This is a genomic window from Streptomyces sp. NPDC002144, assembly GCF_053593695.1.
Window position 1 is genome coordinate 14,576 of the sequence record NZ_JBSFDB010000042.1, and the last position, 25,239, is coordinate 39,814.

Annotated in this window: 23 protein-coding genes; 11 read left to right on the forward strand and 12 right to left on the reverse strand. The window is 71.8% G+C overall.

Features of this window, described 5'->3' with window-relative positions; translation table 11 throughout:
* The first annotated feature begins 28 nt into the window (after positions 1–28).
* The 4 genes from rimO (at position 29) to ACWCQ1_RS40360 (ending at position 3,243) form a co-directional block, all read left to right on the forward strand.
* Positions 29–1,498, forward strand: coding sequence for a 30S ribosomal protein S12 methylthiotransferase RimO (rimO, locus tag ACWCQ1_RS40345; protein ID WP_451028653.1), 1,470 nt, complete (start codon positions 29–31; stop codon positions 1,496–1,498).
* On the forward strand, positions 1,495–2,217 hold the full coding sequence (pgsA, locus tag ACWCQ1_RS40350) for a CDP-diacylglycerol--glycerol-3-phosphate 3-phosphatidyltransferase (protein ID WP_451028654.1): 723 nt from the start codon (positions 1,495–1,497) through the stop codon (positions 2,215–2,217). Before rimO ends, pgsA begins: the two co-directional genes overlap by 4 nt.
* A complete protein-coding gene (locus ACWCQ1_RS40355; protein ID WP_451028655.1) occupies positions 2,214–2,759 on the forward strand; it encodes a CinA family protein in 546 nt (181 codons plus the stop codon). The genes pgsA and ACWCQ1_RS40355 overlap by 4 nt, the downstream gene beginning before the upstream one ends.
* Before the next feature lie 109 nt (positions 2,760–2,868).
* Positions 2,869–3,243, forward strand: a complete 375-nt coding sequence (locus tag ACWCQ1_RS40360) for a helix-turn-helix domain-containing protein (RefSeq protein WP_133046205.1) — start codon at positions 2,869–2,871, stop codon at positions 3,241–3,243.
* A 564-nt stretch (positions 3,244–3,807) separates the two neighbouring features.
* On the opposite strand, the gene ACWCQ1_RS40365 is transcribed toward ACWCQ1_RS40360, so the two are convergent.
* The 3 genes from ACWCQ1_RS40365 to ACWCQ1_RS40375 are packed head-to-tail and all read right to left on the reverse strand — an operon-like array spanning position 3,808 to position 10,525.
* A complete protein-coding gene (locus ACWCQ1_RS40365; RefSeq protein ID WP_451028656.1) occupies positions 3,808–4,572 on the reverse strand; it encodes an SDR family NAD(P)-dependent oxidoreductase in 765 nt (254 codons plus the stop codon).
* Positions 4,573–4,604: 32 nt separating this feature from the next.
* A complete protein-coding gene (locus tag ACWCQ1_RS40370; RefSeq protein WP_451028657.1) occupies positions 4,605–5,441 on the reverse strand; it encodes an Fpg/Nei family DNA glycosylase in 837 nt (278 codons plus the stop codon).
* A gap of 44 nt (positions 5,442–5,485) precedes the next feature.
* On the reverse strand, positions 5,486–10,525 hold the full coding sequence (locus ACWCQ1_RS40375) for an ATP-dependent helicase (RefSeq protein WP_451028658.1): 5,040 nt from the start codon (positions 10,523–10,525) through the stop codon (positions 5,486–5,488).
* 504 nt (positions 10,526–11,029) lie between these two features.
* Here ACWCQ1_RS40375 and ACWCQ1_RS40380 point away from each other — a divergent pair.
* From ACWCQ1_RS40380 to ACWCQ1_RS40390, 3 genes are read left to right on the forward strand one after another with little or no spacing between them, the layout of a single operon-like run.
* Complete coding sequence (locus ACWCQ1_RS40380) at positions 11,030–11,989, forward strand: AraC family transcriptional regulator (protein WP_451028659.1); 960 nt, start codon at positions 11,030–11,032, stop codon at positions 11,987–11,989.
* On the forward strand, positions 11,896–12,651 hold the full coding sequence (locus tag ACWCQ1_RS40385; RefSeq protein WP_133046198.1) for an AzlC family ABC transporter permease: 756 nt from the start codon (positions 11,896–11,898) through the stop codon (positions 12,649–12,651). The genes ACWCQ1_RS40380 and ACWCQ1_RS40385 overlap by 94 nt, the downstream gene beginning before the upstream one ends.
* Complete coding sequence (locus ACWCQ1_RS40390) at positions 12,648–12,956, forward strand: AzlD domain-containing protein (protein ID WP_133046197.1); 309 nt, start codon at positions 12,648–12,650, stop codon at positions 12,954–12,956. The genes ACWCQ1_RS40385 and ACWCQ1_RS40390 overlap by 4 nt, the downstream gene beginning before the upstream one ends.
* A gap of 11 nt (positions 12,957–12,967) precedes the next feature.
* Here the strand turns inward: ACWCQ1_RS40390 and ACWCQ1_RS40395 are convergent, their stop codons facing one another.
* Positions 12,968–13,912, reverse strand: coding sequence for a hypothetical protein (locus tag ACWCQ1_RS40395; protein WP_133046196.1), 945 nt, complete (start codon positions 13,910–13,912; stop codon positions 12,968–12,970).
* An 80-nt stretch (positions 13,913–13,992) separates the two neighbouring features.
* Between ACWCQ1_RS40395 and ACWCQ1_RS40400 the strand changes: the two genes are divergently transcribed.
* Positions 13,993–14,187, forward strand: a complete 195-nt coding sequence (locus ACWCQ1_RS40400) for a DUF3046 domain-containing protein (protein WP_451028660.1) — start codon at positions 13,993–13,995, stop codon at positions 14,185–14,187.
* A 60-nt stretch (positions 14,188–14,247) separates the two neighbouring features.
* The gene (locus ACWCQ1_RS40405; protein WP_207929882.1) at positions 14,248–15,552 is read left to right on the forward strand and encodes an AI-2E family transporter; all 1,305 of its coding nucleotides are present in this window, start codon (positions 14,248–14,250) and stop codon (positions 15,550–15,552) included.
* On the opposite strand, the gene ACWCQ1_RS40410 is transcribed toward ACWCQ1_RS40405, so the two are convergent.
* Complete coding sequence (locus ACWCQ1_RS40410; protein WP_451028661.1) at positions 15,546–16,376, reverse strand: hypothetical protein; 831 nt, start codon at positions 16,374–16,376, stop codon at positions 15,546–15,548. The genes ACWCQ1_RS40405 and ACWCQ1_RS40410 overlap by 7 nt on opposite strands.
* Before the next feature lie 317 nt (positions 16,377–16,693).
* Between ACWCQ1_RS40410 and recA the strand changes: the two genes are divergently transcribed.
* Both recA and recX read left to right on the forward strand, forming a co-directional pair.
* Entirely contained in the window at positions 16,694–17,827 is a 1,134-nt protein-coding gene (gene recA / locus ACWCQ1_RS40415) for a recombinase RecA (RefSeq protein ID WP_451028662.1), read from the forward strand.
* A gap of 3 nt (positions 17,828–17,830) precedes the next feature.
* The gene (recX, locus tag ACWCQ1_RS40420; protein ID WP_451028663.1) at positions 17,831–18,724 is read left to right on the forward strand and encodes a recombination regulator RecX; all 894 of its coding nucleotides are present in this window, start codon (positions 17,831–17,833) and stop codon (positions 18,722–18,724) included.
* On the opposite strand, the gene ACWCQ1_RS40425 is transcribed toward recX, so the two are convergent.
* The 7 genes from ACWCQ1_RS40425 to ACWCQ1_RS40455 all read right to left on the reverse strand — a co-directional run bounded on the left by ACWCQ1_RS40425 (position 18,721) and on the right by ACWCQ1_RS40455 (position 25,204).
* Complete coding sequence (locus ACWCQ1_RS40425) at positions 18,721–19,170, reverse strand: rhodanese-like domain-containing protein (RefSeq protein ID WP_451028664.1); 450 nt, start codon at positions 19,168–19,170, stop codon at positions 18,721–18,723. The two genes, recX and ACWCQ1_RS40425, sit on opposite strands and share 4 nt — an antisense overlap.
* On the reverse strand, positions 19,167–19,703 hold the full coding sequence (locus tag ACWCQ1_RS40430; RefSeq protein WP_208780418.1) for a cupin domain-containing protein: 537 nt from the start codon (positions 19,701–19,703) through the stop codon (positions 19,167–19,169). The genes ACWCQ1_RS40425 and ACWCQ1_RS40430 overlap by 4 nt, the downstream gene beginning before the upstream one ends.
* 347 nt (positions 19,704–20,050) lie before the next feature.
* On the reverse strand, positions 20,051–21,652 hold the full coding sequence (locus ACWCQ1_RS40435) for an FAD-dependent monooxygenase (protein ID WP_451028665.1): 1,602 nt from the start codon (positions 21,650–21,652) through the stop codon (positions 20,051–20,053).
* Between the two features lie 175 nt (positions 21,653–21,827).
* On the reverse strand, positions 21,828–22,736 hold the full coding sequence (locus ACWCQ1_RS40440) for an amino acid ABC transporter permease (RefSeq protein ID WP_358606277.1): 909 nt from the start codon (positions 22,734–22,736) through the stop codon (positions 21,828–21,830).
* On the reverse strand, positions 22,733–23,398 hold the full coding sequence (locus tag ACWCQ1_RS40445; protein WP_358606274.1) for an amino acid ABC transporter permease: 666 nt from the start codon (positions 23,396–23,398) through the stop codon (positions 22,733–22,735). Before ACWCQ1_RS40445 ends, ACWCQ1_RS40440 begins: the two co-directional genes overlap by 4 nt.
* Positions 23,399–23,525: 127 nt before the next feature.
* Complete coding sequence (locus ACWCQ1_RS40450; RefSeq protein WP_208780422.1) at positions 23,526–24,365, reverse strand: glutamate ABC transporter substrate-binding protein; 840 nt, start codon at positions 24,363–24,365, stop codon at positions 23,526–23,528.
* A gap of 59 nt (positions 24,366–24,424) precedes the next feature.
* The gene (locus ACWCQ1_RS40455) at positions 24,425–25,204 is read right to left on the reverse strand and encodes an amino acid ABC transporter ATP-binding protein (protein ID WP_133046187.1); all 780 of its coding nucleotides are present in this window, start codon (positions 25,202–25,204) and stop codon (positions 24,425–24,427) included.
* Between the last annotated feature and the right edge of the window lie 35 nt (positions 25,205–25,239).

A 25,239-nucleotide genomic window follows, 5' to 3' on the forward strand; every position in this document is an offset into this window, starting at 1 on the left:
GTCAGTGAGACAAAGTAGTCTTGAGCGCATGCCTGAACGCCGTACCGTCGCACTCGTCACCCTTGGCTGCGCCCGTAACGAGGTGGACTCGGAGGAGCTCGCAGGCCGCTTGGAGGCGGACGGCTGGGAGCTCGTGGAGGACGCCGAGGACGCGGACGTCGCCGTCGTCAACACCTGTGGCTTCGTCGAGGCCGCCAAGAAGGACTCCGTCGACGCCCTGCTGGAGGCCAACGACCTCAAGGGCCACGGGAGAACCCAGGCCGTCGTGGCGGTGGGCTGCATGGCCGAGCGGTACGGCAAGGAACTCGCCGAGGCCCTCCCCGAGGCCGACGGCGTGCTCGGCTTCGACGACTACGCGGACATCTCCGACCGCCTGCAGACCATCCTCAACGGCGGCATCCACGCCTCCCACACCCCGCGCGACCGGCGCAAGCTGCTGCCCATCAGCCCCGCCGAGCGGCAGGAGTCGGCCGCCGAGGTCGCCCTGCCCGGGCACGGCCCAGTGGACCTCCCGGAGGGCCTCGCGCCCGCCTCCGGCCCCCGCGCGCCCCTGCGCCGCCGGCTGGACGGCTCCCCGGTCGCCTCGGTGAAGCTCGCCTCGGGCTGCGACCGGCGCTGCTCCTTCTGCGCCATCCCGTCCTTCCGCGGCTCCTTCATCTCCCGCCGCCCCAGCGACGTCCTGAACGAGACACGCTGGCTGGCCGAGCAGGGCGTCAAGGAGATCATGCTGGTCTCCGAGAACAACACCTCGTACGGCAAGGACCTCGGCGACATCCGTCTGCTGGAGTCGCTGCTGCCGGAGCTCGCCGAGGTCGACGGCATCGAGCGGGTGCGCGTCAGCTACCTCCAGCCCGCCGAGATGCGTCCCGGGCTGATCGACGTCCTCACCTCCACCCCGAAGATCGCCCCGTACTTCGACCTCTCCTTCCAGCACTCCGCGCCCGACGTGCTGCGCGCGATGCGCCGCTTCGGCGACACCGACCGCTTCCTGGAACTGCTCGACACCATCCGCAGCAAGGCGCCCCAGGCGGGAGTGCGCTCCAACTTCATCGTCGGCTTCCCCGGCGAGACCGAGGCCGACCTGGCGGAGCTCGAGCGCTTCCTGAACGGCGCGCGGCTGGACGCCATCGGCGTCTTCGGGTACTCCGACGAGGAGGGCACCGAGGCGGCGACGTACGAGAACAAGCTGGACGAGGACGTCGTCGCCGAGCGGCTGGCCCGTGTCTCCCGGCTGGCGGAGGAGCTCGTCTCCCAGCGCGCCGAGGAGCGCCTCGGCGAGGGCGTGCACGTGCTCGTGGAATCCGTGGACGAGGAGGGCGTGTACGGCCGCGGGGCGCACCAGGCGCCCGAGACCGACGGCCAGGTGCTGCTCACGAGCGGCGAGGGACTGAGCGTCGGCCGTATCGTCGAGGCCAAGGTGGTCGGTACGGAAGGTGTCGACCTGGTGGCCGAGCCGCTCACGGGCTCGCTCGCGTGTAGTGAGGAGGCGGGCAGATGACCGGAGTGCCGGCATCGGCGGCGAACGGCTCCTCCAAGGCGGGTGCTCCGAAGACCGACGGCACCGATGCCGAGGCGGCGGGCGGGACGAAGCCCGCGCGGGGCGGCAAGATCGAGGCCGCGGCCGTCGACCAGGCCAGCGTTTGGAACATCGCCAATCTGCTGACCATGCTCCGGCTGCTCCTGGTCCCCGCCTTCGTCGCCCTGATGCTGGCCGACGGCGGATATGACCCGGCCTGGCGCTCCGTCGCCTGGGCCGCCTTCGCCGTCGCCATGATCACCGACCTGTTCGACGGGCATCTGGCGCGCACCTACGACCTCGTCACCGACTTCGGGAAGATCGCCGACCCCATCGCCGACAAGGCGATCATGGGGGCGGCGCTGATCTGTCTCTCCTCGCTGGGCGACCTGCCGTGGTGGGTGACGATCGTCATCCTCGGCCGGGAACTGGGGATCACGCTCCTGCGTTTCCTTGTCATCCGGTACGGCGTCATCCCGGCAAGCCGCGGCGGCAAGCTGAAGACGCTCACGCAGGGCGTGGCCGTCGGGATGTACGTCCTGGCGCTGACGGGGTGGCTGGCCACCCTGAGGTTCTGGGTGATGGCCGTGGCGGTCGTCCTGACCGTGGTGACCGGGCTGGACTATGTGAGACAGGCCATTGTGCTGCGCAGGCGGGGAATCGCCGAGCGCCGGGCCGCGTTGGAGGAGGCGGAAGCGTGAGTTCCCCGGCCGCCGACGTGGTGCGACTACTGACCGTGAGGGGCGAGACCCTCGCCGTCGCCGAGTCCCTCACCGGCGGGCTCGTTGCGGCGGACATCACAGCGGTATCCGGGGCGTCCAAGGCCTTCCGCGGTTCGGTGACCGCCTACGCCACCGAACTCAAGCACCACCTGCTGGGCGTCGACGCCCCCCTGCTGGCCGCTCGCGGAGCGGTGGACGCGCAGGTCGCGAGCCAGATGGCGGCCGGCGTGCGCAAGGCGCTCGGCGCCGACTGGGGCATCGCGACGACGGGTGTCGCGGGCCCGGAGCCGCAGGACGGACAGCCCGTCGGGACGGTGTTCGTGGCCGTCGACGGGCCGTTCGCGACGATTCCTGGTTCTGCCGGTGGCGGAAAAGTACTGGCCCTGCGGTTGAACGGCGACCGCGCGGAAATTCGTAGAGAGAGTGTACGGAGCGTACTCGCACTGCTCCTGAGTGAGCTTGCGAGCGAACACCATGGGAATGAGCGGGCACAGGATACGGAACAGAACGGGGGGTTTTGATGTTTGCAGCCCTGAGTGAACACGACATCGCTCCCCGCACGGCCGCGGCGCGAGGCGGTACGGTGGGGCGAGAAGGATGCGGCTACGCGGTCCGAGGAGGGAGCCACCGATGATCCTGCTCCGTCGCCTGCTGGGTGACGTGCTGCGTCGGCAGCGCCAACGCCAGGGCCGTACTCTGCGCGAAGTCTCCTCGTCCGCCCGAGTCTCACTCGGCTATCTCTCCGAGGTGGAGCGGGGGCAGAAGGAGGCTTCCTCCGAACTGCTCGCCGCCATCTGCGACGCGCTGGACGTACGGATGTCCGAGCTCATGCGAGAAGTGAGCGACGAACTCGCCCTCGCCGAGCTGGCCCAGTCTGCTGCGGCCACCGAGTCCGTCCCGGCACCGGTCCGTCCGATGCTGGGTTCCGTCTCGGTGACCGGTGTGCCACCGGAACGGGTGACCATCAAGGCGCCCGCGGAGGCGGTGGACGTGGTCGCCGCGTGACCCTCACGCGGGTGTAGACCGATGAGGCGCTGACCGGCACCGAAAAAGTGTGCGGGGCCCCGGCCGGGGCTTCTCCAGGGAGACCTGGAGAGGTGCGGTCGGGGTTTTCGTGCTGTTCGGGGGCTTCTCCCTCCGCGACCGGGCCCGGGCCGCTACGGCCGTGCCGGTCCGTTTGCCGGGGTGGCGAGGGGCGGTCAAGGTGGAGGCCCGTGGCGCGTTGTCGCGGGGAACGCCCGGGACTGTGGCTCCCCAAGGTGAGCGGTGCGCCCCTGTGCCGTTGGTGCGCCCTCCCGTCGGTGGCGGCGGCGGTCTAGCTTCGGGGCTGGAGGTGGTCCATGGCACGGCCGGCAGCGCGCTGGGGGGCGCTTCTCGGGTTCGGGGCGCTGTGGTGGTGGGCCGTGCTGCGGCTCGCCTTCACGCCCGGTGCCGGAGTGCTGGAGGGGGCGGTGGCAGCAGGCGGGTGGGGGCTCAGCCTGCTGCCGGTGCACTGTGTGCCGAAGGCCCGGGCGGAGGGGGCCCTGGGGGCGGGGCGGTGGCGGGCGGCCTGGCGGGCGGTGGCCCGCGCTACCAGGGCATCGCCACTCCGCCGTTCGGACGCAGGATCTGGCCCGTGACGAAGGACGAGGCGTCGCAGGCCAGGTAGAGCACGGCGTGGGCGACGTCCTCGGGTTCGCCGACCCGGGCCAGCGGGGACAGCCGGGCCATCATCGCCTCGGTCTGAGCCTGCGCCTCGGCCTCGTGCCGGTCGGTCATGGGTGTACGGGTCCAACCTGGCGCGACCGCGTTGACCCGGATGCCGTGCCGGCCCACCTCGCTCGCCAGGGTCCTGGTGAGCTGCACGACGGCGGCCTTGGCGACGCCGTAGCACAGCAGCCCCGGTCGGCCGGTGTCGACGGCGCCGGACGCCATGGTGACGATGCTGCCGCGCACCTTCCGGGCGAGCATCGCACGGGCCGCCTCCTGGCAGGCGTACAGGACGCCCTTGAAGTTGACGTCCAGCACCCGGTCGAGGTCCTCGTCGCGGGTCTCCAGGACCGGGCTGCTGTGCATGATCCCGGCGATCGCCGCCATGACGTCCAGGCGCTCGCAGGAGGCGACGGCCCGGCCCAGCTGCCCCCGGTCGGTGACGTCGAGGTGATGGGTGTGCGCGGTGCCACCCGCGTCCTTGACCAGGGTGGCCGTCTCGTGCAGGCCCTGTGCGTCGCGGTCGGCGCAGTGGACCGTGGCGCCGGCTTCGGCGAGCAGGACGGCCGAGGCACGGCCGATGCCGCCGGCGGCCCCGGTGACGAATGCGGTGCGTCCGGTGAGGTCGTACGCCTTGACGGGCATGAAGGGACGGTACGAGGGTTTCTGACGGGTCGTCAATTAGTCGTACGGCGTGGAGCTCCGCGGAGTGACGCGGTGCTCGGGGCCGGTCCCGTCTGGCAGCGCGGGCACCAGTAGGTGGGGCGCTCGCGGGAGCCGTCGCCCTGGTCGGCCACACGGATCGAGGTGCGGCAGCGCAGACACGGGCGCGGGGCGCGGCCGTACACGAACAGGTCCTGACCGCGCCGGCCGGTCGTGCTGCGGACCGGGCGGTCGCGGTTGGCCTCCAGCAGCCTCTTGGCGAACTCCGGCAGCTTGGCGGCGCGCTCGGCGGGCAGGGCACCGACGGGGAGCCAGGGGGTGACGCCGAGCAGGAAGCACAGCTCGCTCTTGTAGACGTTGCCGATGCCGGCGAGATTGCGCTGGTCGAGCAGGGCCTCGCCGAGGGGGCGCGCCGGGTCGGCGAGCAGGTTGGCGAGAGCCCGCTCCGGGTTCCAGTCCGGGCCGAGGAGGTCGGGGCCGAGGTGGCCGACGACGCGCTGTTCGTCCGAGGTGCGCATGAGCTCCAGGACGGGGAGGCGGTAGCCGACGGCCGTGTGGTCCTCGTTGCCGAGGATCACCCGGATCTGGTGGGACGGGCCGCCGGTCCAGCGCCGGCCGTTGGCGAACACCTTCCAGGACCCGTCCATCTTCAGGTGCGAGTGGAGGGTCAGCCCGCCCTCGACACGGGTCAGGAGGTGCTTGCCGCGCGGAGTGACGTCAAGGACCGTACGGCCCGTGAGGTCCGCCGTGGCGTACTTCGGCACCCGGAGGTCGCTGCGGGTCAGCACCTTGCCCGCGAGGGCGCCGTGCAGGCGTCTCGCGGTCTGCCAGACCGTGTCTCCTTCGGGCATGGGTCAAGGGTGGCACGAGCCGGCGGGCCGGCGCGGTGTGCTGGTCACGCCCGCAGCCGCAGCCCACGGGGCGTCGCGATGAAGCCCGCTCCTTCCAGGAGGGCGCCGATGGGGGAAGTGAGGGCCGAGGCGCCGTTCACCCGCTCGACCGTGACCGTGCCGAGGGAGCCCGCACGGGCGGCGGCGGCGAGGGCTTCGGCGGCCGTCCGCAGCCGGGGATCGTCGGTCGCTGTGCCGTCCGGTTCCGCGGGCCAGGCCAGCAGGGTCTTGCCGCCGCGCTCCATGTAGAGGGTCAGCTCGCCGTCGACGAGCACGACCAGGGAGCCCGCCTTGCGGCCCGGTTTGTGACCCGCGCCGGTCGGGGGCTCCGGCCAGGGGAGGGCGGCGCCGTAGGCGTTGGCCGGGTCGGCGGCGGCCAGGACCACGGCCCGGTTGTCGGGCGTGCGGCGGCGGTTGGGGAGGGCGGCGCCGTACGAGTCGTAGGAACCGAAGGGGGAGACTGAGCCGCCTCGCGGGCCGCCCGCTCCCGGGGAGGAGAGGTCGCGGGGGAAGTCGCGTGGGGAGACGTATTCGTCCCTCGACGGGGTGCGCGGGACGCCGAAGTCGTCCTCGAGGCCGGGACGGCCTGCGTCCGTCCGGTCTCCGCTCGGGGCGCTGCCGTCCGCGTTGTCGAAGGCGTCCGCCCAGTCGAAGGAGTCGGGGAAGTCGGCGCCGTAGGGGGTGTGGCCGAGCGGGGTGTCACCGTCGGCCGCGCGGTCGCCCGGCGGGGTGAAGGCGTGGGGGGAGCCGAAGGCGCTGTCTCCCGGGATGCCGTCGGTGGGCGGCTGGGGCAGGGCTTCGCCCCGGTCGCGGGCGTTGGACACCGCGCGGAGGCGGTCCACCGCGCCGTCCATCGCGAACTGGGCGGCGCCGAGTCCCTCCACCACATAGCCGCGCCGTGCCTGCCCGCTCTCCTCGAACGCCGACAGGATGCGGTACGTCGCCGAGAAGCCACCCTCGACGCCCTCGGCGGCGACGGCCCCCCGGGTGACCACGCCGTGCCGGTCGAGGAGGGTGCGGGCGAGCGCGTGCGCGCGGACCGTCGTGTCGGCCTCGCGGGACGGGAGCAGGGACCAGCGGCCGGCGACCGTGGGCGGGCCGCTGCGGGAGGCGGGACGGGCGGCCGCCGTGAGGGAGCCGTAGCGGCCGCGCGGGACCGCTCGCTTGGCGCGGTGGGCCGTCGAGCCCGCGGTGCGGCCCGATCCGAGCAGGGACCGCATGGGGGTGAGGGTGTCGTTCGTCAGCCGGCCCGACCAGGCCAGGTCCCAGACGGCGTCGGCCAGTTGGGGATCGGTGACGTCGGGGTGGGTGGTTGCGCGGACCTGGTCGGCGATCTGGCGGAAGAACAGGCCGTAGCCGCCGGAGAGGGCGGTCAGGACGGATTCGTGCAGCGCCGTCAGCTCCAGGGGGTGCGGCGGGGGCAGGAGCAGAGGGGCCGCGTCGGCCAGGTAGAGGGAGACCCAGCCGTCCTTGCCCGGCAGGGCGCCCGCGCCGGCCCAGACGATCTCTCCGGCCGCGGTGAGCTCGTCCAGCATCGCCGGGGTGTAGTTGGTGACGCGGGACGGCAGGACCAGCTTCTCCAGGGCCGAGGCGGGCACGGACGCGCCCTGCAACTGCTCGACCGCCCGCACCAGTCCGTCGATGCCGCGTAGCGCGTGTCCCTTGCCGATGTGCTGCCACTGCGGGAGGAACTGGGCGAGGGCCTGCGGTGCCACCGGTTCGAGTTCGTGGCGAAGGGCAGCCAGGGAGCGGCGGCGCAGCCTGCGCAGCACGGCCGCGTCACACCACTCCTGGCCGATGCCCGCCGGATGGAACTCGCCCTGTACGACACGGCCGCTGGCGGCGAGCCGCTGCAGGGCGCCTTCCGTGACCGCCACGCCCAGGCCGAAACGGGCCGCGGCCGTGGCCGACGTGAAGGGGCCGTGAGTGCGGGCGTAGCGGGCGAGGAGATCGCCCAGCGGGTCCTTGACCGGTTCCATGAAGGCTTCCGGCACACCGACCGGCAGGGCCGTGCCGAGCGCGTCGCGCAGCCGGCCCGCGTCCTCGATCGCCGCCCAGTGCTCGCCGCCGCCGATACGCACCCGGATCACGCGGCGGGTGCCGGCCAGCTCCTGGGCCCACTGCGGCTCCGCCCCGCGCTCGGCCAGCTCGGCGTCGGTCAGCGGACCGAGGAGGCGCAGGACGTCGGCGACGGCCTCGGCGTCCTTCACCCGCCGGTCCTCGGTGAGCCATTGCAGCTCCCGCTCCAGCTCGGCCAGCACCTCGGCGTCGAGGAGCTCGCGCAGCTCCGCCTGGCCCAGCAGCTCGGCCAGCAGCCGTGAGTCCAGCGACAGGGCGGCGGCGCGGCGCTCGGCGAGCGGAGAGTCCCCCTCGTAGAGGAACTGGGCCACGTACCCGAACAGGAGCGAGCGGGCGAAGGGGGACGGCTCGGGAGTGGTGACCTCGACCAGGCGCACCTTGCGGGACTCCAGGTCGCCCATCAGCTCCACGAGACCGGGGACGTCGAAGACGTCCTGCAGGCACTCGCGGACGGCCTCCAGGACGATCGGGAACGAGCCGAACTCGCTGGCGACCTCCAGCAGTTGGGCGGCACGCTGGCGCTGCTGCCACAGCGGGGTGCGCTTGCCGGGGTTGCGCTTGGGCAGAAGCAGCGCACGGGCGGCGCACTCGCGGAAGCGGGAGGCGAACAGGGCCGAGCCGCCCACCTGATCGGTGACGATCTGGTCGACCTCGCCCTTGTCGAAGACGACGTCCGCCGCGCCGACCGGTGCCTGTTCCGCGTCGTACTCCGTGCCCGCCTTCATCGGCTCCTGGTCGAGCAGGTCCAGGCCCATCAGATCGGCGTCCGGCAGGCGCAGCACGATGCCGTCGTCGGCGTGCATCACCTGGGCGTCCATGCCGTAGCGCTCGGAGAGCTTGGCGCCGAGGGCGAGCGCCCACGGGGCGTGGACCTGGGCGCCGAAGGGGGAGTGGACGACGACCCGCCAGTCACCCAGCTCGTCACGGAAGCGCTCGACGACGATCGTCCGGTCGTCCGGGACATGGCCGCAGGCCTCGCGCTGCTCGTCCAGGTACGACAGGACGTTGTCGGCGGCCCAGGCGTCCAGGCCCGCCGCGAGGAGGCGCAGCCGGGCGTCCTCCTTGGGCAGCGAACCCACCTCGCGCAGGAACTGGCCCACCGCCCGGCCCAGTTCGAGCGGCCGGCCGAGCTGGTCGCCCTTCCAGAAGGGGAGACGGCCCGGCACTCCCGGCGCGGGGGAGACCAGGACGCGGTCGCGCGTGATGTCCTCGATGCGCCAGGAGCTGGTGCCCAGCGTGAAGACGTCGCCCACCCGGGACTCGTAGACCATCTCCTCGTCCAGCTCACCGACCCGGCCGCCGCCCTTCTTCGGGTCGGACCCGGCGAGGAAGACACCGAACAGCCCGCGGTCCGGGATCGTGCCCCCGGAGGTGACGGCGAGGCGCTGGGCACCGGGGCGGCCGGTGACCGTGCCGGTGACACGGTCCCAGACCACACGCGGGCGCAGCTCGGCGAACGCGTCCGACGGGTAGCGGCCGGCGAGCATGTCCAGGGTCGCCGTGAAGGCCGACTCCGGGAGCGAGGCGAAGGGGGCCGCCCGGCGGACCGTGGCGAGCAGGTCGTCGACCTGCCAGGTGTCCAGGGCGGTCATGGCCACCAACTGCTGGGCCAGGACGTCCAGGGGGTTGGCGGGGACCTTCAGGGACTCGATGGAACCGGTGCGCATGCGCTCGGTGACCACGGCCGCCTGGACGAGGTCGCCGCGGTACTTCGGGAAGACCACGCCCGTGGAGACGGCGCCGACCTGGTGGCCCGCCCGTCCCACGCGCTGGAGGCCGGAGGCCACTGAGGGGGGCGATTCGACCTGGACGACGAGGTCGACCGCGCCCATGTCGATGCCGAGTTCGAGGCTGGAGGTCGCCACCACGGCAGGGAGGCGGCCCGCCTTGAGGTCCTCCTCGACCAGGGCCCGCTGCTCCTTGGAGACCGAGCCGTGGTGGGCGCGCGCGATGACCGGCGGGGCGCCCTGGGCCGCGCCCGAGCCGCCCATCAGTTCGGCCGGAGCGTGGTGCTCGTCCAGGGGTTCGCCGGTCGCCCGCTCGTACGCGATCTCGTTGAGCCGGTTGCACAGGCGTTCGGCGAGACGGCGGGAGTTCGCGAACACGATCGTCGAGCGGTGGGCCTGGACCAGGTCGGTGATCCGCTCCTCGACATGCGGCCAGATGGAGGGGCGCTCCTGGCCTTCCGAGCCGTCGGCGACCGGGGAGCCGCCCAGCTCGCCGAGGTCCTCCACGGGGACGACCACCGAGAGGTCGAACTCCTTGCCGGACTTCGGCTGGACGATCTCCACCTTGCGGTGCGGCGAGAGGTACCGGGCGACCTCGTCGACCGGGCGGACGGTCGCCGAGAGGCCGATGCGGCGGGCCGGCTTCGGCAGGAGCTCGTCGAGGCGCTCCAGGGAGAGGGCGAGATGGGCGCCGCGCTTGGTGCCGGCCACCGCGTGCACCTCGTCGAGGATCACCGTCTCGATGCCGGTCAGCGCGTCGCGGGTCGCCGACGTCAGCATCAGGAACAGGGACTCCGGGGTGGTGATCAGGATGTCCGGCGGGCGGGTGGACAGGGCACGGCGCTCCGCGGGCGGGGTGTCGCCGGAGCGGATGCCGACCTTGACCTCGGGCTCGGGCAGGCCCAGCCGGACGGACTCCTGGCGGATGCCGGTCAGTGGGCTGCGGAGGTTGCGCTCCACGTCGACCGCGAGGGCCTTCAGGGGCGACACGTACAGCACCCGGCAGCGCTTCCTCGGGTCCGCCGGCGGGGGCGTCGAGGCCAGCTGGTCCAGGGCGGCGAGAAACGCGGCGAGGGTCTTGCCGGAACCGGTGGGGGCGACCACCAGCACGTCCGAGCCCTCTCTGATGGCGTTCCACGCGCCCGCCTGGGCCGCGGTGGGCGCGGAGAAGGCCCCCGTGAACCAGCCGCGGGTCGCGGGGGAGAAGCCGTCCAGGGCTCGGTGTGCGGAGCTGACCATGCGTCCATCCTGCACCCGGCCACTGACAATGGCGCTGACCTGCGGGTTCGCGCCGCGGGGGTGGTGGGTGGGGGGCCGTCTCCGTCGGCGGTCGGCGGTCGGCGGGTGGTCGGGGGCGGGGTGGTGTGGCCGTGGGCGGTCGGGGTGTGGGGTGTGGGATGTGACCGTGATTCCCGTCGTGTGGCGGTGTGGCCCAGGGCGGCTGGGCTGTGGCGGTACGGCCCACGAGCGGTCGGGGGCTGTGGCGATCGGGAGCCTCGCGGTGTGGTCCCGTCGGTCGGGGGCCTCGCGGTGTGCTCCGTTCTCGGGGGTTCTCGCGGTGTGGCCGTGTGGTCGGGGCCCGGTGCTGGGACCCCGGCTGGGCGGGCCGCAGCGGGTCGTCCAGGGTCGTCGCGGCGGTCGCGGGTCCTCCAGGCTCGTGTCGCGGGTCTTCCAGGCTCGTCGCGGGCCGTCGCGGGCGTAATGGGTTCGCCAGGCCTCGTCGGTCTCGCCGAGAATGGGGGTGTGGCGGGTTCGGGCAGTGAGGTGGCACGGCACTGGCGGTATGCGGAGTTGCCGGGAGTCGACCTGCTGCGGGCCCGGTACATCCGCAAGGCGTTCGTGCGGCACACCCACGAGCACTTCGTGATCGCGGCCATCGCGGACGGGGTCGAGGTCTTCAACCACCGCGGGGCCGATCAGTACGCGGGCGCGGGGACACTCGCCCTGGTCAATCCCGACACACCGCACACCGGACGGGCCGGGGTGCCGGAGGGGTGGCGGTACGGCGCCGTCTATCCGTCGCCGGAGGTGGTCGCGGAGATCGCCGCCGAGACCACGACCCTGCGCGGGACTCCGGGGTTCGTCAGTCCGGTGCTCGACGACCCCTATGCCGTAGGGCTGGTGCACCAGGTGCTGCGGGCCGTCGACGAAGGGAACGCGTTGGCCGCCGACACCCTGTTGAGGGTGGCCGTGACCAGGTTGCTGCGGCTCAACGGCGGTCACCTGCCGCAGCGGGTGGTGCGGACGGCGGGCGGCCGGATCGCCTCACGCGCGCGGGCCGTGCTGGAGGAGCGGATGGCCGGGCCGCCGACCCTGGAGGGGCTCGCGGCTGATCTCGGGACCAGTCCGTTCGCGCTGCTGCGGGCGTTCCGGGACGCGTACGGGATGCCGCCCCACGCCTGGCTGACCGACGCCCGGGTGCGGAGGGCGCGGCGGCTGCTGGACGCCGGTACGCCGCCCTCGGAGGCGGCCGTCGCCGTGGGATTCACCGATCAACCGCATCTGAACAGGCACTTCGCCCGGATCGTGGGGGTCCCTCCGGGGGCCTACCAGCGGGAGCGCAAGAACGTACAAGACGCTCCGCGTGGGCTGCTCGTACCGTCGGAGGGGTGGCAGAACAGACAGCTTTCGCAGACATACGGGGCGAGGACAAGCCCGACGCCGCCGTCGTCCGGGACGCCCTCGGAGTCGGCGTCGCCGTAGGACTGTCCGGCTTCGCCTTCGGGGTGACCGCGGCCGGCAGCGGGGTCACGGTGTTGCAGGCCTGTGTGCTCAGCCTCCTGGTGTTCACCGGGGCGTCCCAGTTCGCGCTCGTGGGCGCGCTCGCGGCGGGTGGCAACCCGCTCACGGCCGCCGCCGGCGCATTTTTCCTGGGAGTCCGCAACGCCTTCTACGGGCTGCGTCTCTCGCAGTTGCTGGCCCTCCCGCGCGCGGTACGGCCGTTCGCCGCCCAGTGGGTCATCGACGAGACGACCGCCGTGGCGCTCGCGCAGCCGACGCGGCGCAGTGCCCGGATCGGGTTCACGGTCACCGGGCTGAGCCTGTACCTGCTGTGGAACCTGACCACTCTGCTCGGCGCACTCGGTGCCCAGGCCATCGGGGACACGGACGCGTGGGGACTCGACGCCGCCGGGCCCGCCGTGTTCCTGGCGCTGCTCGCGCCGATGCTCAGGACAACCACCGAGCGTGCCGTCGCGGGCCTCGCCGTCCTGCTGGGGCTCGGCCTGCTGCCGGTACTGCCCGCCGGCGCACCCGTCCTGGTGGCCGCGCTCGCCGCCCCTGCCGTGCTCTTCCTGGAGGGACGGCGCAAGGGAACTCCACGCGACGCCGCCCATGACGACCACGCGGAAGAGGAGAGCCGTTGAACACCTGGATCGCGATCGGCGCCACCGCGCTCGGTTGTTACGCCGTCAAGCTCATCGGCCTGCTCGTGCCCGCGGGCACCCTGGAGCGCCCGCTCGTGCGGAGGTTGGCCGCGCTGTTGCCGGTGGCTCTCCTGGCCGCGCTGACCGCCCAGCAGACGTTCGCCGACGGGCACCGTCTGGTTCTCGACGCGCGGCTGGCGGGGATCGCGGCGGCCGCAGTCGCGTTGGTGCTGCGGGCGCCCTTCCTGCTCGTCGTGGCGGCGGCCGTGATCGTCACCGCCGGTGTGCGGGCCATGGGTGGGTGAAGCCGGCCGGGTCAGCCGATGACGCGACCGTGCGCCCTGAGGGTGCGCAGTGCCTCGATCGTCACCATGGGGCGTGCCTCCAGGGCGGTGCCCGGCGCCCACTGGCGCCAGCGGACCGGCCAGCCGCCGTCCTCCTGCTGGGCGTCGGCGAGGAAGTCCAGGGAGCGTGCCATCTCGTCGTCGGTGAACCACGCGCGCGCCAGTGAGCTCGGCGTCCTCGCGTAGTCGTGCGGGAAGTGATGCTCGCCGGGGGCGTAGCCGGGCGCCACGGGGTACGCGGCGAGGTCGCTCGGATCCAGCGCGGCGAGCCGGTGTTCGCGCACCAGACGGCCGAGACGGTCGGCTGCGGCCTCCGCGCGCGGGCGGTCGGGAGCGGAGTCCAGGAAGGCCACGGCGGCCTCGATCTCGTAGGGGTGCGACTCCCGCAGGGAGTCGATCGCCTGCCAGCAGTAGTCGGTGGCCCGGAACAGCCAGGCGTGCCACACCTCGTTGCGGTGCAGCAGGCCCACCACCGGCCCGGTGGCGAGCAGTTCGCTCGGCGGATCGTCCACGATCGGCATGAACGGGGCCGCGGGGTAGCCGCGCTGGCTGGGATGGATCGCCGGGAGCGCCCCGTCCTTGGTGGAAACGGAGGTCAGATAACGGCACACGCGCTCCACCCGCTGTCCGCCGCAGCGCCCGATGGCGTCCAGGACCCGAAGCGCGTGCCCAGTGTGCAGCGGCTGGCTGACCGGGCCGCGCAGATCGGGCTCCAGGGCGTGGCCGTACCCGCCGTCCTCGTTGCGGTAGGCGTCCAGCGCGATCTCCACCGGGTCGGCGCTTCCGTTCAGGAAGTGGTGTGCGAAGACGCGCTGCTCGAGCACGCGCGCGGTGAGCCAGACGAAGTGCTCGGCGCGGAAGAGCGGGGAGTGCGCCGGGGGCGTGGCAGGGAGTGGGGAAGCTCCTGTTTCGGACATGCGACAGACCGTAGGGCGGAAAGCGGTCTCGGCAAGTGGTCCCGGCTCAGGCCCACCCTCAGGGGCGGGATACTGGAGGCATGCGGTTGACGGTCTTCTGGGAGCGGATGGCGGATCACTTCGGTCCGGAGTACGCCGACACCTTCGCGCGCGACCACGTGATGTCGGAGCTCGGCGGACGCACGGTGCGCGAGGCGCTGAACGCCGGCTGGGAGGCCAAGGAAGTGTGGCGCGTGGTCTGCGCGGTCATGGACGTTCCGGGGGAGAAGCGCTGACCGGTCGTGGAGATCGCAGGGTGGCATCCGATTGTCACAGCGGTGGGCGAGACTTGACGCGTGGCACCCACTGACGAGACCGGGCCGACGGCCCAGGACGCATCCCCGTTCGGCACGACGCCGCCCGACCGCCCGGCCGACGGCGGTGACAGGTCGAGCGCCGCCATGCCCCGCTGGCTGCCGCGGGCCGTGGTGCTGGTGCTCGCCCTCTACGCCGCCTTCCAGCTGGGCACTTGGGCCTTCCACCAGCTCACCGGGCTGCTCATCAACCTCCTCATCGCGTTCTTCCTGGCCCTCGCCATCGAGCCCGCGGTGAGCTGGATGGCCTCGCGCGGCATGCGCCGGGGGCTCGCCACCGGCATCGTCTTCCTCGCCGTGATGGTCCTCGCGGCGGGCTTCGTCACCCTGCTCGGCTCGATGCTGGCGGGCCAGATCATCAAGATCGTCGAGAACTTCCCGGACTATCTCGACTCGGTCATCAACTGGGTCAACACCCACTTCCACACCCACCTGAAGCGGGTGGACGTCCAGCAGGGTCTGCTCCGCTCCACCTGGCTGCGCAACTACGTGCAGCACAGCGCCACCGGCGTCCTGAACGTCTCCGCCCAGGTCCTGGGCGGCCTCTTCCAGCTGCTGACGATCGCGCTCTTCTCGTTCTACTTCGCCGCCGACGGCCCCCGGCTGCGGCGCGCGATCTGTTCCGTACTGCCGCCCGCGCGGCAGGCCGAGGTGCTCCGCGCGTGGGAGATAGCCGTCGACAAGACGGGCGGGTATCTGTACTCGCGCGGTCTGATGGCGCTCATCTCCGGCATAGCCCACTACATCCTGCTGCAGATCCTGGGTGTGCCCTACGCGCCCGTGCTCGGCGTCTGGGTGGGCCTGGTCTCGCAGTTCATCCCGACCATCGGCACGTATCTCGCGGGCGCCCTGCCCATGCTGATCGCGTTCACCGTCGATCCCTGGTACGCGCTGTGGGTGCTGATCTTCGTCGTCGTCTACCAGCAGTTCGAGAACTACATGCTGCAGCCCAAGCTGACCGCGAAGACCGTCGACATCCATCCCGCCCTGGCCTTCGGCTCGGTCATCGCCGGCACCGCGCTCCTCGGTGCGGTGGGCGCCCTGATAGCCATCCCGGCGGTCGCCACGCTGCAGGCGTTCCTGGGGGCGTACGTGAAGCGGTACGCGGTCACCGACGATCCCCGGGTCCAGGGCCACCGGCGAGGGGGATCGGGTCCCGGCCTCCTCACACGCGCGCGCGAGCTGTGGACCGCGCGGACGGGAGCGGTACGGGACGAGGCGGGGGAGCGCGGCGAGGACTCCTCCCGGGGGCGGGAGCCGACCGGGCTGGCTGACGAGGCTCAGTAGGTGAGGACGGCCCATACGCCGGTGGCGATGACGGCGAGGACGTAGCACCCGGTCGCCGCGGCCACCAGCCGCAGCCGGTTGGGCTCGCTCCATGAGGTACGGGACAGCAGCCAGGCCAGCGCGGGCAGCACCAGGACGGCATGGAGGCTGACGCCGTGCAGGGGCTTGAGCGGGGCCGTCGAGTGGTATGCCGCCTCCTGGTGGCCGGTACGGGTGAGCACCACACCGCGCGCGATCATCGCGGCGCCCGAGGCGAGTGCGACGAGCAGGATCGCGAACCCGGAACGCACGGCGAGCGCCATTCCGGCGGGTCCCGCGGGCCGGTGCCGGAACGAGGCCGCCGCGAACACGGTGAGCAGCACCACGAGGACACCCCCGCCCACCGCCAGCGTCATCGACACGGCGGTGTCGAAGGGCGTCTCCGTGTCGAGGTGCGAGGGCACCCGGCGCCAGGCCTGGAGGGTGATGCCGCCGACCTCCACGACGCAGTCGGCCGCGAACACGGCGAGCAGCACGGTACGCAGGCGTGGTCCGACGCGGAGATACGACGTGACCCAGGTGACCGCGATCAGGGTCGCCCCGAAGGACAGCCCGAAGGTCACCGGCTTGCGCCAGGAGACGGGCCCGTACCAGGGGCCGCCGTCGACGGCGAACACCAGCAGATGCGCGAGGCCGGAGAGGATCAACAGGAGCCCGACGGCGTGACAGAGACGCTCCACCGGGCGCAAGCCCGGCAACCGTGTGAGTGGTACGGCCGGTGCCGGGACGTCGGCGGGGCGCCGCGCCGCTTCGCCGCTCTCTCGGGTGCTCTTCTCGGTCCTCATGCCCCTGAGCCTTCCGGGACAGCCCCCTCCCGGTCGTCGTCCCGTCGAAGGCATCCGCCGTACGCCGCCGGGAGCAGCCCGGGCTGTCGGTGGGTTGACAGAGTCTCGGGGGTGCCGCGTGGTGCGCTTGACACGAAAATCGAACATCCATTCTTATGAAGGCTCCGGCGAGGCTCTCCACGGGTGATTCGGCACGTTTTTGACGGATAAGTACCCGAGTTATCCACAGGCCGGACGGGCGTCGGGGCGCATTGTCAGTGGCAGGCGTTAGCGTCTTTGACGTGAAGCGATCGACTCAAGCAAATCGGGTGGAACCCATGGCAGGAACCGACCGCGAGAAGGCCCTGGATGCCGCACTCGCACAGATTGAACGGCAATTCGGCAAGGGCGCGGTCATGCGCATGGGCGACCGGTCGATGGAGCCCATCGAGGTCATCCCGACCGGGTCGACCGCGCTCGACGTGGCCCTCGGCGTCGGCGGCCTGCCGCGCGGCCGTGTCGTCGAGGTCTACGGACCGGAGTCCTCCGGCAAGACGACCCTGACCCTGCACGCGGTGGCCAACGCCCAGAAGGCGGGCGGCCAGGTCGCGTTCGTGGACGCGGAGCACGCGCTCGACCCCGAGTACGCGCGCAAGCTCGGCGTCGACATCGACAACCTGATCCTTTCCCAGCCGGACAACGGCGAGCAGGCTCTGGAGATCGTGGACATGCTGGTCCGCTCCGGCGCCCTCGACCTCATCGTCATCGACTCCGTCGCCGCGCTCGTCCCGCGCGCGGAGATCGAGGGCGAGATGGGCGACAGCCACGTGGGTCTGCAGGCCCGTCTGATGAGCCAGGCCCTGCGGAAGATCACCAGCGCGCTCAACCAGTCCAAGACCACCGCCATCTTCATCAACCAGCTCCGCGAGAAGATCGGCGTGATGTTCGGCTCCCCGGAGACCACCACCGGTGGCCGGGCGCTGAAGTTCTACGCCTCGGTGCGCATCGACATCCGCCGCATCGAGACCCTGAAGGACGGCACGGAGGCGGTCGGCAACCGCACCCGCTGCAAGGTCGTCAAGAACAAGGTCGCGCCGCCCTTCAAGCAGGCCGAGTTCGACATCCTCTACGGCCAGGGCATCAGCCGCGAGGGCGGTCTGATCGACATGGGCGTGGAGCACGGCTTCGTCCGCAAGGCCGGCGCCTGGTACACGTACGAGGGCGACCAGCTCGGCCAGGGCAAGGAGAACGCGCGCAACTTCCTGAAGGACAACCCCGACCTGGCCAACGAGATCGAGAAGAAGATCAAGGAGAAGCTGGGCGTGGGTGTGCGGCCGGAGGAGCCGACGGCCGAGCCGGGCGCGGACGCCACCGCCGTCTCCGCCACCGCCTCCGCGGACGACGCGGCGAAGACCGTGTCCGCTCCGGCGGCCAAGGCGGCCAAGACCAAGGCCCCGGCTGCCAAGAGCTGATCCATGACGCGGCGAACCGACTGGTCCGAGTACGCCTACCCGGACGCTCCGCGTGGGCGGGGCGGGGCGGGTGACGGGGGTTTCGCCGGTCCGGATGGCGAGGCGTACGCGGACGGCGCGGACGGGGGACACGGCCGCGCGGTGTCGTACGGCCACGGGGGGCCGTACGACACCGCGGGGCCGTTCGGTGACGAGCCCGGCGGGCAGTGGCCGGACGACGGTGGGCCGCGGGGCCCGGGCGCGTCCGGTGGCGGCACGCGCCGGCACGACGGGGCCCGTGGCGGGGCCCGTACAACGGGCGGCTCCCGTGGGCGTCGGCAGCGGCGCCGCGGTGAGCCGGCCGGTGAGGACGGTGGCTCCTCCTTCTCGTCGAGGGCCGAGCGGGAGGAGCCACCGGCGGACCCGGAGGAGCGGGCGAGGGCGATCTGCCTGCGCCTGCTCACCGGGACCCCGCGCACGCGCAAGCAGCTCGCGGACGCCCTGCGCAAGCGGGAGATCCCGGACGAGGCCGCCGAGGAGGTGCTGTCCCGGTTCGAGGAGGTCGGGCTGATCAACGACAGCGCGTTCGCGGAGGCCTGGGTGGAGTCCCGGCACCACGGCAGGGGGCTGGCCCGGCGGGCGCTCGCCCAGGAACTGCGGACCAAGGGCGTCGACTCCACGCTGATCGACGCGGCCGTCGCCCAGCTCGACTCCGAGCAGGAGGAGGAGACGGCGCGGGAACTCGTCGCCCGCAAGCTGCGCTCCACGCGCGGTCTCGACCGTGACAAGCGGCTGCGCCGTCTCGCGGGCATGCTCGCCCGCAAGGGCTATCCCGAGGGAATGGCCCTGCGGGTGGTCCGACGCGCGCTGGAGGAGGAGGGGGAGGACGCGGAGTTCCTCGAGGACGAGGGGTTCTAGCGCTCGGCGTCGAGTGCCGCCCACGACGCCACCGGCAAACCCGTCGCCTTCCACGCCTGGAAGCCACCGACCAGATCGGTCGCCCGGCGCAGCCCCAACTGGTGGAGTGACGCGGCCGCGAGGCTCGACGCGTACCCCTCGTTGCAGATCACCACGACCCGCAGATCGTGGCCCGTGGCCTCGGGGACACGGTGACTGCCCCGCGGGTCGAGGCGCCACTCCAGCTCGTTGCGCTCGACGACGAGGGCACCGGGGATCAGCCCGTCGCGCTCGCGCAGGGCCGCGTACCGGATGTCCACCAGCAGCACCTCACCGGCGAGGGCACCCTCGTACGCCTCCCTCGGCTCGACCCGGTCGAACCCCGCGCGCACCCGCTCCAGCAACTCGTCGATGCCCAGGGGCCGTTCGCCCGCACTGCGCGACGGCCCCGCCACCGTGTCCGTCACTGCCAGTCCTCCGGACGCTCGACCTGCTCCAGGCGCAGGACCTGGCCCACGCGGCTGTACCGGCGGATCTGCGGGAGCGGGGGGTAGTAGGCGTGGACGGAGACGGCGTGCTGGTCGGTGGACTCGTTCAGCACCTCGTGGACGTGGTGACGACCGAAGGCGCGCCCCTTGCCGGCGGGCAACCGCCGCTCCCGGTCCACCCCGTCGGTCAGTTCGAGGGTCTTCCAGCCGTCGGCGGGCAGCCGCGCGGCGAGTGAGTTCTCCTTCAGCTCGCCGGAGGCCGTGATGAAGGCGCCGACGGACTCGGCGTGGTCGTGCCAGCCGGTGCCCGTGCCGGGCGGCCAGCCGATCAGCCAGGCCTCGCTGCCGCCGGGACCCTCCAGCCGTACCCAGGTGCGGCCCTCGGGATCGAGCGGGAGCGAGGCGATGAGCTCGGCGTCGGCGGCCGTGCGCCGTACGAAGTCGAGGAGGTCGGCCTGCGTCGGCGTGGAGGCCGTGGGAGCCGTCGTGGGCGCGGAGGGGGAGACAGACACGTGACACCGTCCTGAAGAGCGTTCGCGGAGCGCGCGCGACAGCACGGAAGCGGCGCACGCGGGTGAGGAAGAGGATGCGAATTCAGCAGGACTCGCGACACAGGCAGCCCGGGTAGCGGACGAGGTCCAGATGGACCCTCCGCCACAGGCGCACACAGGTGTCGGTCACGATGCGGAGTACACCATGTCGGTGCAGACCGGTCAACTCACTGTCACTATGTGGACCGCACAGTGACCGCGTGTATGGCGTACGTGCGTACGAGAGCGCCGCAGACCCTGCGACACAGACCTCTCGACCCGGTTCCCGCGCCACATCCCACGACGCCCCTCCGCGCTCCCCGTCCGCCTCAACGCGCCCCCGCGCCCGCCTCGGCCTCCGTCTTCGCCGGGTTGCCCAGCGTCGCCTCCGCCGCCGCGTACAGGTCGGCCGGACGAACCCCGCCCAGCGCCGTCACGAGGTGACCGTCGGGCCGTACCAGGAGCACGGTGTGCGCGGGGGCGCCCGGGTAGCTCTCGGCGACCAGCAGTTCGGCCGGATGGGGCAGCGCGGTCACGGCGGCCGCCAGCCGGGGCATGATCCCGGCGGTCACCCAGTGCTTGCGGTCCCACACCCCCGTACCCGGCGCGACCAGGACGACGAGCAGAGCGCCGCGTCCGAGGCGCTCCCGCAGCCCGACGAAGGAGCCGTCCTCCGCGGTCACCAGCACATCGGCGACCGGCGCCCCGGGAGCGGTGGCCACCGGCACCTCGCCCTCGAGGTGCCGGGGCGCGAGCGGCGAGGAGGCGTACGCCCCCGGCGTGCCGAGCGTCCCGCGCCCCAGGTGACCGTCCGTGAGCAGCGCTTCGGCGCCCCGGGCAGCGCCGGGCACGTACGCGCGCAGCCCGCCACCGCCGCGCAGCAGGGGCAGCACCTGGTCGGCGGCGCGCAGCCGGGCGGCGACCGCGCCGCGCCGCTCCGCCTGGTAGCTGTCCAGCAGCGCCTCGTGCGGCCCCTGGTGCCAGGCCAGCGCCAGCTTCCAGGCGAGGTTGTCGGCGTCCCTGAGCCCCTCGTCGAGCCCCTGGGTACCCAGCGCGCCCAGCAGGTGCGCCGCGTCCCCGGCGAGGAACACCCGGCCGACCCTCCATCGGCGCGCCAGCCGGTGGTGGACGGTGTGGACGCCGGTGTCGAGCAGGTCGTACGGCGGTGTGGAGCCCCCCGTCCAGCCGGCGAGGGTCTCCCGGACGCGGGCCAGCAGCAGCTCGGGTGTGACCAGGTCCTTGCCCGGCGGCAGCAGCCAGTCCAGGCGCCACACCCCGTCCGGCAGCGGTCGCCCGGTGACCTCCCCGCCCGAGGGCCCGGCCGTCCGCCACGGCGGCATCCGATGGAGCAACGCCTCACCGTCCCACGGAAGTTCCACCCGCAGGGCGGCCACGGCGTGTCGCTCGACCGCCGTACGGCCGGGGAAGCGGATGTCCTGGAGTTTGCGCACGGTGGAGCGCGGGCCGTCGCAGCCGACCAGGTAGCTGCCGCGCCACCAGGTGCCCTGCGGGCCGCGGGTGTGGGCGGTGACTCCGGAGGGCTCCTGCTCGACGGAGTCGAGACGGCTGTCGACGGCGATCCTGGCGAGACGCTCGCCGGCCAGGGCCTCGCGCAGGGCGCCGGTCAGGACGTGCTGGGCGATGTGCAGCGGAGCGGGCTCGTCGTCGCCGAACGCGATCTCACGCATCACCTGCTTGCGCCGCAGCGACCGCCATCCGGCCCAGCGCAGTCCGGCCTCCTCCACCGGCAGGCCGGTCAGCCGCTCGATCAGGGCGGCGGTGTCCTCGCGTAGCACCACCGTGCGCGCGGGACGCGGCTCGTCCTTGCCGGGACCCTCGTCCAGCACGACGGAGGGCACTTCCTGACGGGCCAGCGCCAGGGCGAGCGTGAGCCCGACGGGCCCCGCACCGACGATGATCACCGGGTCCACGGCGCGGCGCCCCCTGCCCGCGACGGTGTCCTGAGGGACATATGTGAACAGGAAGTTGGAGCAGGGTGCACGATCACAGAACGTATGCAACCCATTGGCGGTGTTTGCGTCAAGTGACCGAGGCAGTGGCGATCAAGCCACTGCCTCGGTGTGGATCAGCCGAGTTGACTGATCATCAGATGGTGCCGCCGCCCCCGGCCCCGAAGGTACCGCCGACCGCCGCGGGGTTGAGTTCCTCCATGTCCTCGGCGCCGAGGACCGCGCCCGTGCTCCGCTTGCTGCGCCGCAGCCGGCGCTCCAGCCAGCTCGCGAAGCTGGTGAGGACGAAGTTGACGACGATGAAGATGATCGCCACCACGACGAAGCTCTGGATCACGTTGGCGTAGTTGGCAGCCAGGGTGCTGCGCGTGTTGAGCAGCTCGGGGAAACCGATCATCACGCCGCCCAGCGCGGTGTCCTTCACGATGACGACCAGCTGGCTGACGATGGCCGGCAGCATGGCCGTGACCGCCTGCGGGAGCAGGATGCCGGTCATCGTCTGGCCCTTGCGCAGGCCGATCGCGTACGCGGCCTCCGTCTGCCCCCTGGGCAGGGCGAGGATGCCGGCGCGCACGACCTCGGCGAGCACCGAGGCGTTGTAGAGCACCAGACCGGTGACGACCGCGTACAGCGGGCGGTCCTCGCTGGTCACGCCGGTGGAGCGGGCGTAGAACTCGTTGGCGAACAGCATCAGCAGCAGGACCGGGATCGAGCGGAAGAACTCGACCACCACCCCGGCCGGGACCCGCACCCACCGGTGGTCGGACATCCGTGCGATACCGAAGACCGCGCCCAGCGGAAGCGCGATGACCATGGCGAGTGCGGCGGCCTTCAGCGTGTTGCCCAGACCCGGCAGCAGATACGTGCTCCACGCCTCGGACGTGGTGAAGGGCTGCCACAGGGACCACTTCAGCTGGCCCTTGTCGTCCAGCTTCAGCCAGACGAACCATGCCACCAGGGCGAGCAGAACGACGAAGACGACCGAGAGCAGGGCGTTGCGTTTCCTGGCCCTGGGGCCGGGTGTGTCGTACAGGACCGAACTCATCGCTTCACCGCCAGTCGCTTGCCCAGCCAGCCCAGGATGAGCCCGGTGGGAAGGGTCAGCACCACGAAACCGAAGGCGAAGACCGCGCCGATGAGCAGCGTCTGGGCCTCGTTCTCGATCATCGACTTCATCAGATAGGCGGCCTCGGCGACCCCGATTGCGGCGGCCACGGTCGTGTTCTTCGTCAGGGCGATCAGCACGTTGGCCAGCGGGCCGATGACCGCACGGAACGCCTGCGGCAGCACGACGAGCCGCAGGGTCTGGCTGAAGCTCAGCCCGATGGCGCGGGCCGCCTCGGCCTGCCCCAGGGGCACGGTGTTGATGCCGGAGCGCAGCGCCTCGCAGACGAAGGCCGCCGTGTAGGCGATGAGGCCGAGCACGGCCAGCCGGAAGCCCTGCACCTTGAAGTCGGAGGCTCCCATGTTCACGCCGAAGATGTCGGCGAGGCCGAGTGAGGTGAACAGGATGATGACCGTCAGCGGGATGTTCCGGACGATGTTGACGTAGACGGTGCCGAATCCGCGCATCAGCGGGACCGGGCTGACCCGCATCGCGGCCAGCAGGGTGCCCCAGACCAGGGAACCGACGGCGGAGAGTGCGGTCAGCTTCACCGTCATCCAGAACGCCCCGAGGACGTCATAACCTTGAAGAAAGTCGAACACGATCTCCCGCGCTTCCGGGTGTGTGGCGTACGAGAAGGGCGTGGCGCGCCGCCGCCGTGATCGCGAGGTACGGCGGCGCGCCCGGGGAACCCTGGAGAGCTGGGCCCTGCCTTGCTTGACGATCCGGCTACTTGACGATCTGGCCGATCTTCGGCGCCGGCTCGTTCTTGTAACCGGCCGGGCCGAAGTTCTTGTCGACCGCCTTCTGCCAGGAGCCGTCGCTGACCATGGTGGTCAGGGCGTCGTTGATCTTCTTGAGGGTCGCGCTGTCACCCTTCTTCACACCGACGCCGTAGTTCTCGTTGCTGAGCTTGAGCCCGGCGAGCTTGAACTGACCCTTGTACTTGTCCTGCGAGGCGAAGCCCGCGAGGATCGAGTCGTCGGTGGTCACCGCGTCCACGGCACCGCTCTGCAGGGCGGCGATGCACTCCGAGTAGCCGCTGTACTCCTTGAGGTTGGCCTTCGGGGCGATCGTCTTCTGGACGTTCTGCGCCGAGGTGGAACCGGTCACGGAACACAGCTTCTTGCCGTTGAGGTCCGTGGCCTTGGAGATGTCCGAGTCCTTCTTGACCAGCAGGTCCTGGTGGGCCAGCAGGTAGGGGCCGGCGAAGTCGACCTTCTGCTTGCGCTCGTCGTTGATGGAGTAGCTGGCCGCGATGAACTTGACGTCGCCGCGGGCCAGCGCGTTCTCACGGTCGGCGCTCTTGGTCTCGACCCACTCGATCTGGCCGGGCTTGTAGCCGAGTTTGCCCGCCACGTAGGTCGCCACGTCCACGTCGAAGCCGGAGAAGGAGCCGCTCGGCTCCTTCAGGCCGATGCCCGGCTGGTCGAACTTGATGCCGACCTTGATCTTGCCTCCGCCGCCCGAGGAACCACTGTCGTTCTTGTCGCTCGACCCGCACGCCGTGGCGGCCACGGCGAGGGCGAGGACGGCGGCCGAGGCGGCGGTGACCTTGCGGAGCTGCATGGTGAACATCCTTTGGCTGGTGAGAAGAGAGGGAGCGCCGACGGCGGAGCCGGCGCGTGTCAGTGGTGGAGGATCTTCGACAGGAAGTCCTTGGCGCGGTCGCTGCGCGGGTTGCTGAAGAACTGGTCGGGGGTGGCCTCTTCGACGATCCGGCCGTCCGCCATGAACACCACGCGATTCGCGGCCGATCGCGCGAAGCCCATTTCATGGGTGACGACGATCATGGTCATGCCGTCCCGGGCGAGCTGCTGCATGACCTCGAGGACCTCGTTGATCATCTCGGGGTCGAGGGCCGAGGTCGGCTCGTCGAAGAGCATGACCTTGGGGTCCATGGCCAGGGCGCGGGCGATGGCGACGCGCTGCTGCTGGCCGCCGGAGAGCTGAGCGGGGTACTTGTCGGCCTGGGTGCCCACACCGACCCGGTCGAGCAGCGCGCGCGCCTTCTCCTCGGCCTGCTTCTTGTCGGCCTTGCGCACCTTGATCTGGCCCAGCATCACGTTCTCGAGCACGGTCTTGTGCGCGAAGAGGTTGAAGGACTGGAAGACCATCCCGACGTCGGCGCGGAGCCGGGCCAACTCCTTGCCCTCCTGGGGCAGCGGCTTGCCGTCGATGGTGATCGCGCCCGAGTCGACGGTCTCCAGGCGGTTGATGGTGCGGCACAGGGTGGACTTGCCGGACCCGGAGGGTCCGATCACCACGACGACCTCGCCGCGGGCGATCGTCAGGTCGATGTCCTGGAGTACGTGCAACGCGCCGAAGTGCTTGTTGACGCTCTTCAGGACGACCAGTTCGCCGGCCTGGGGCACAGCATCTTCCTTGGCCACCGATACTTCGGTCATCGCTATCGGGCTCCGTCCTCCTCGGTTTCGGAGGA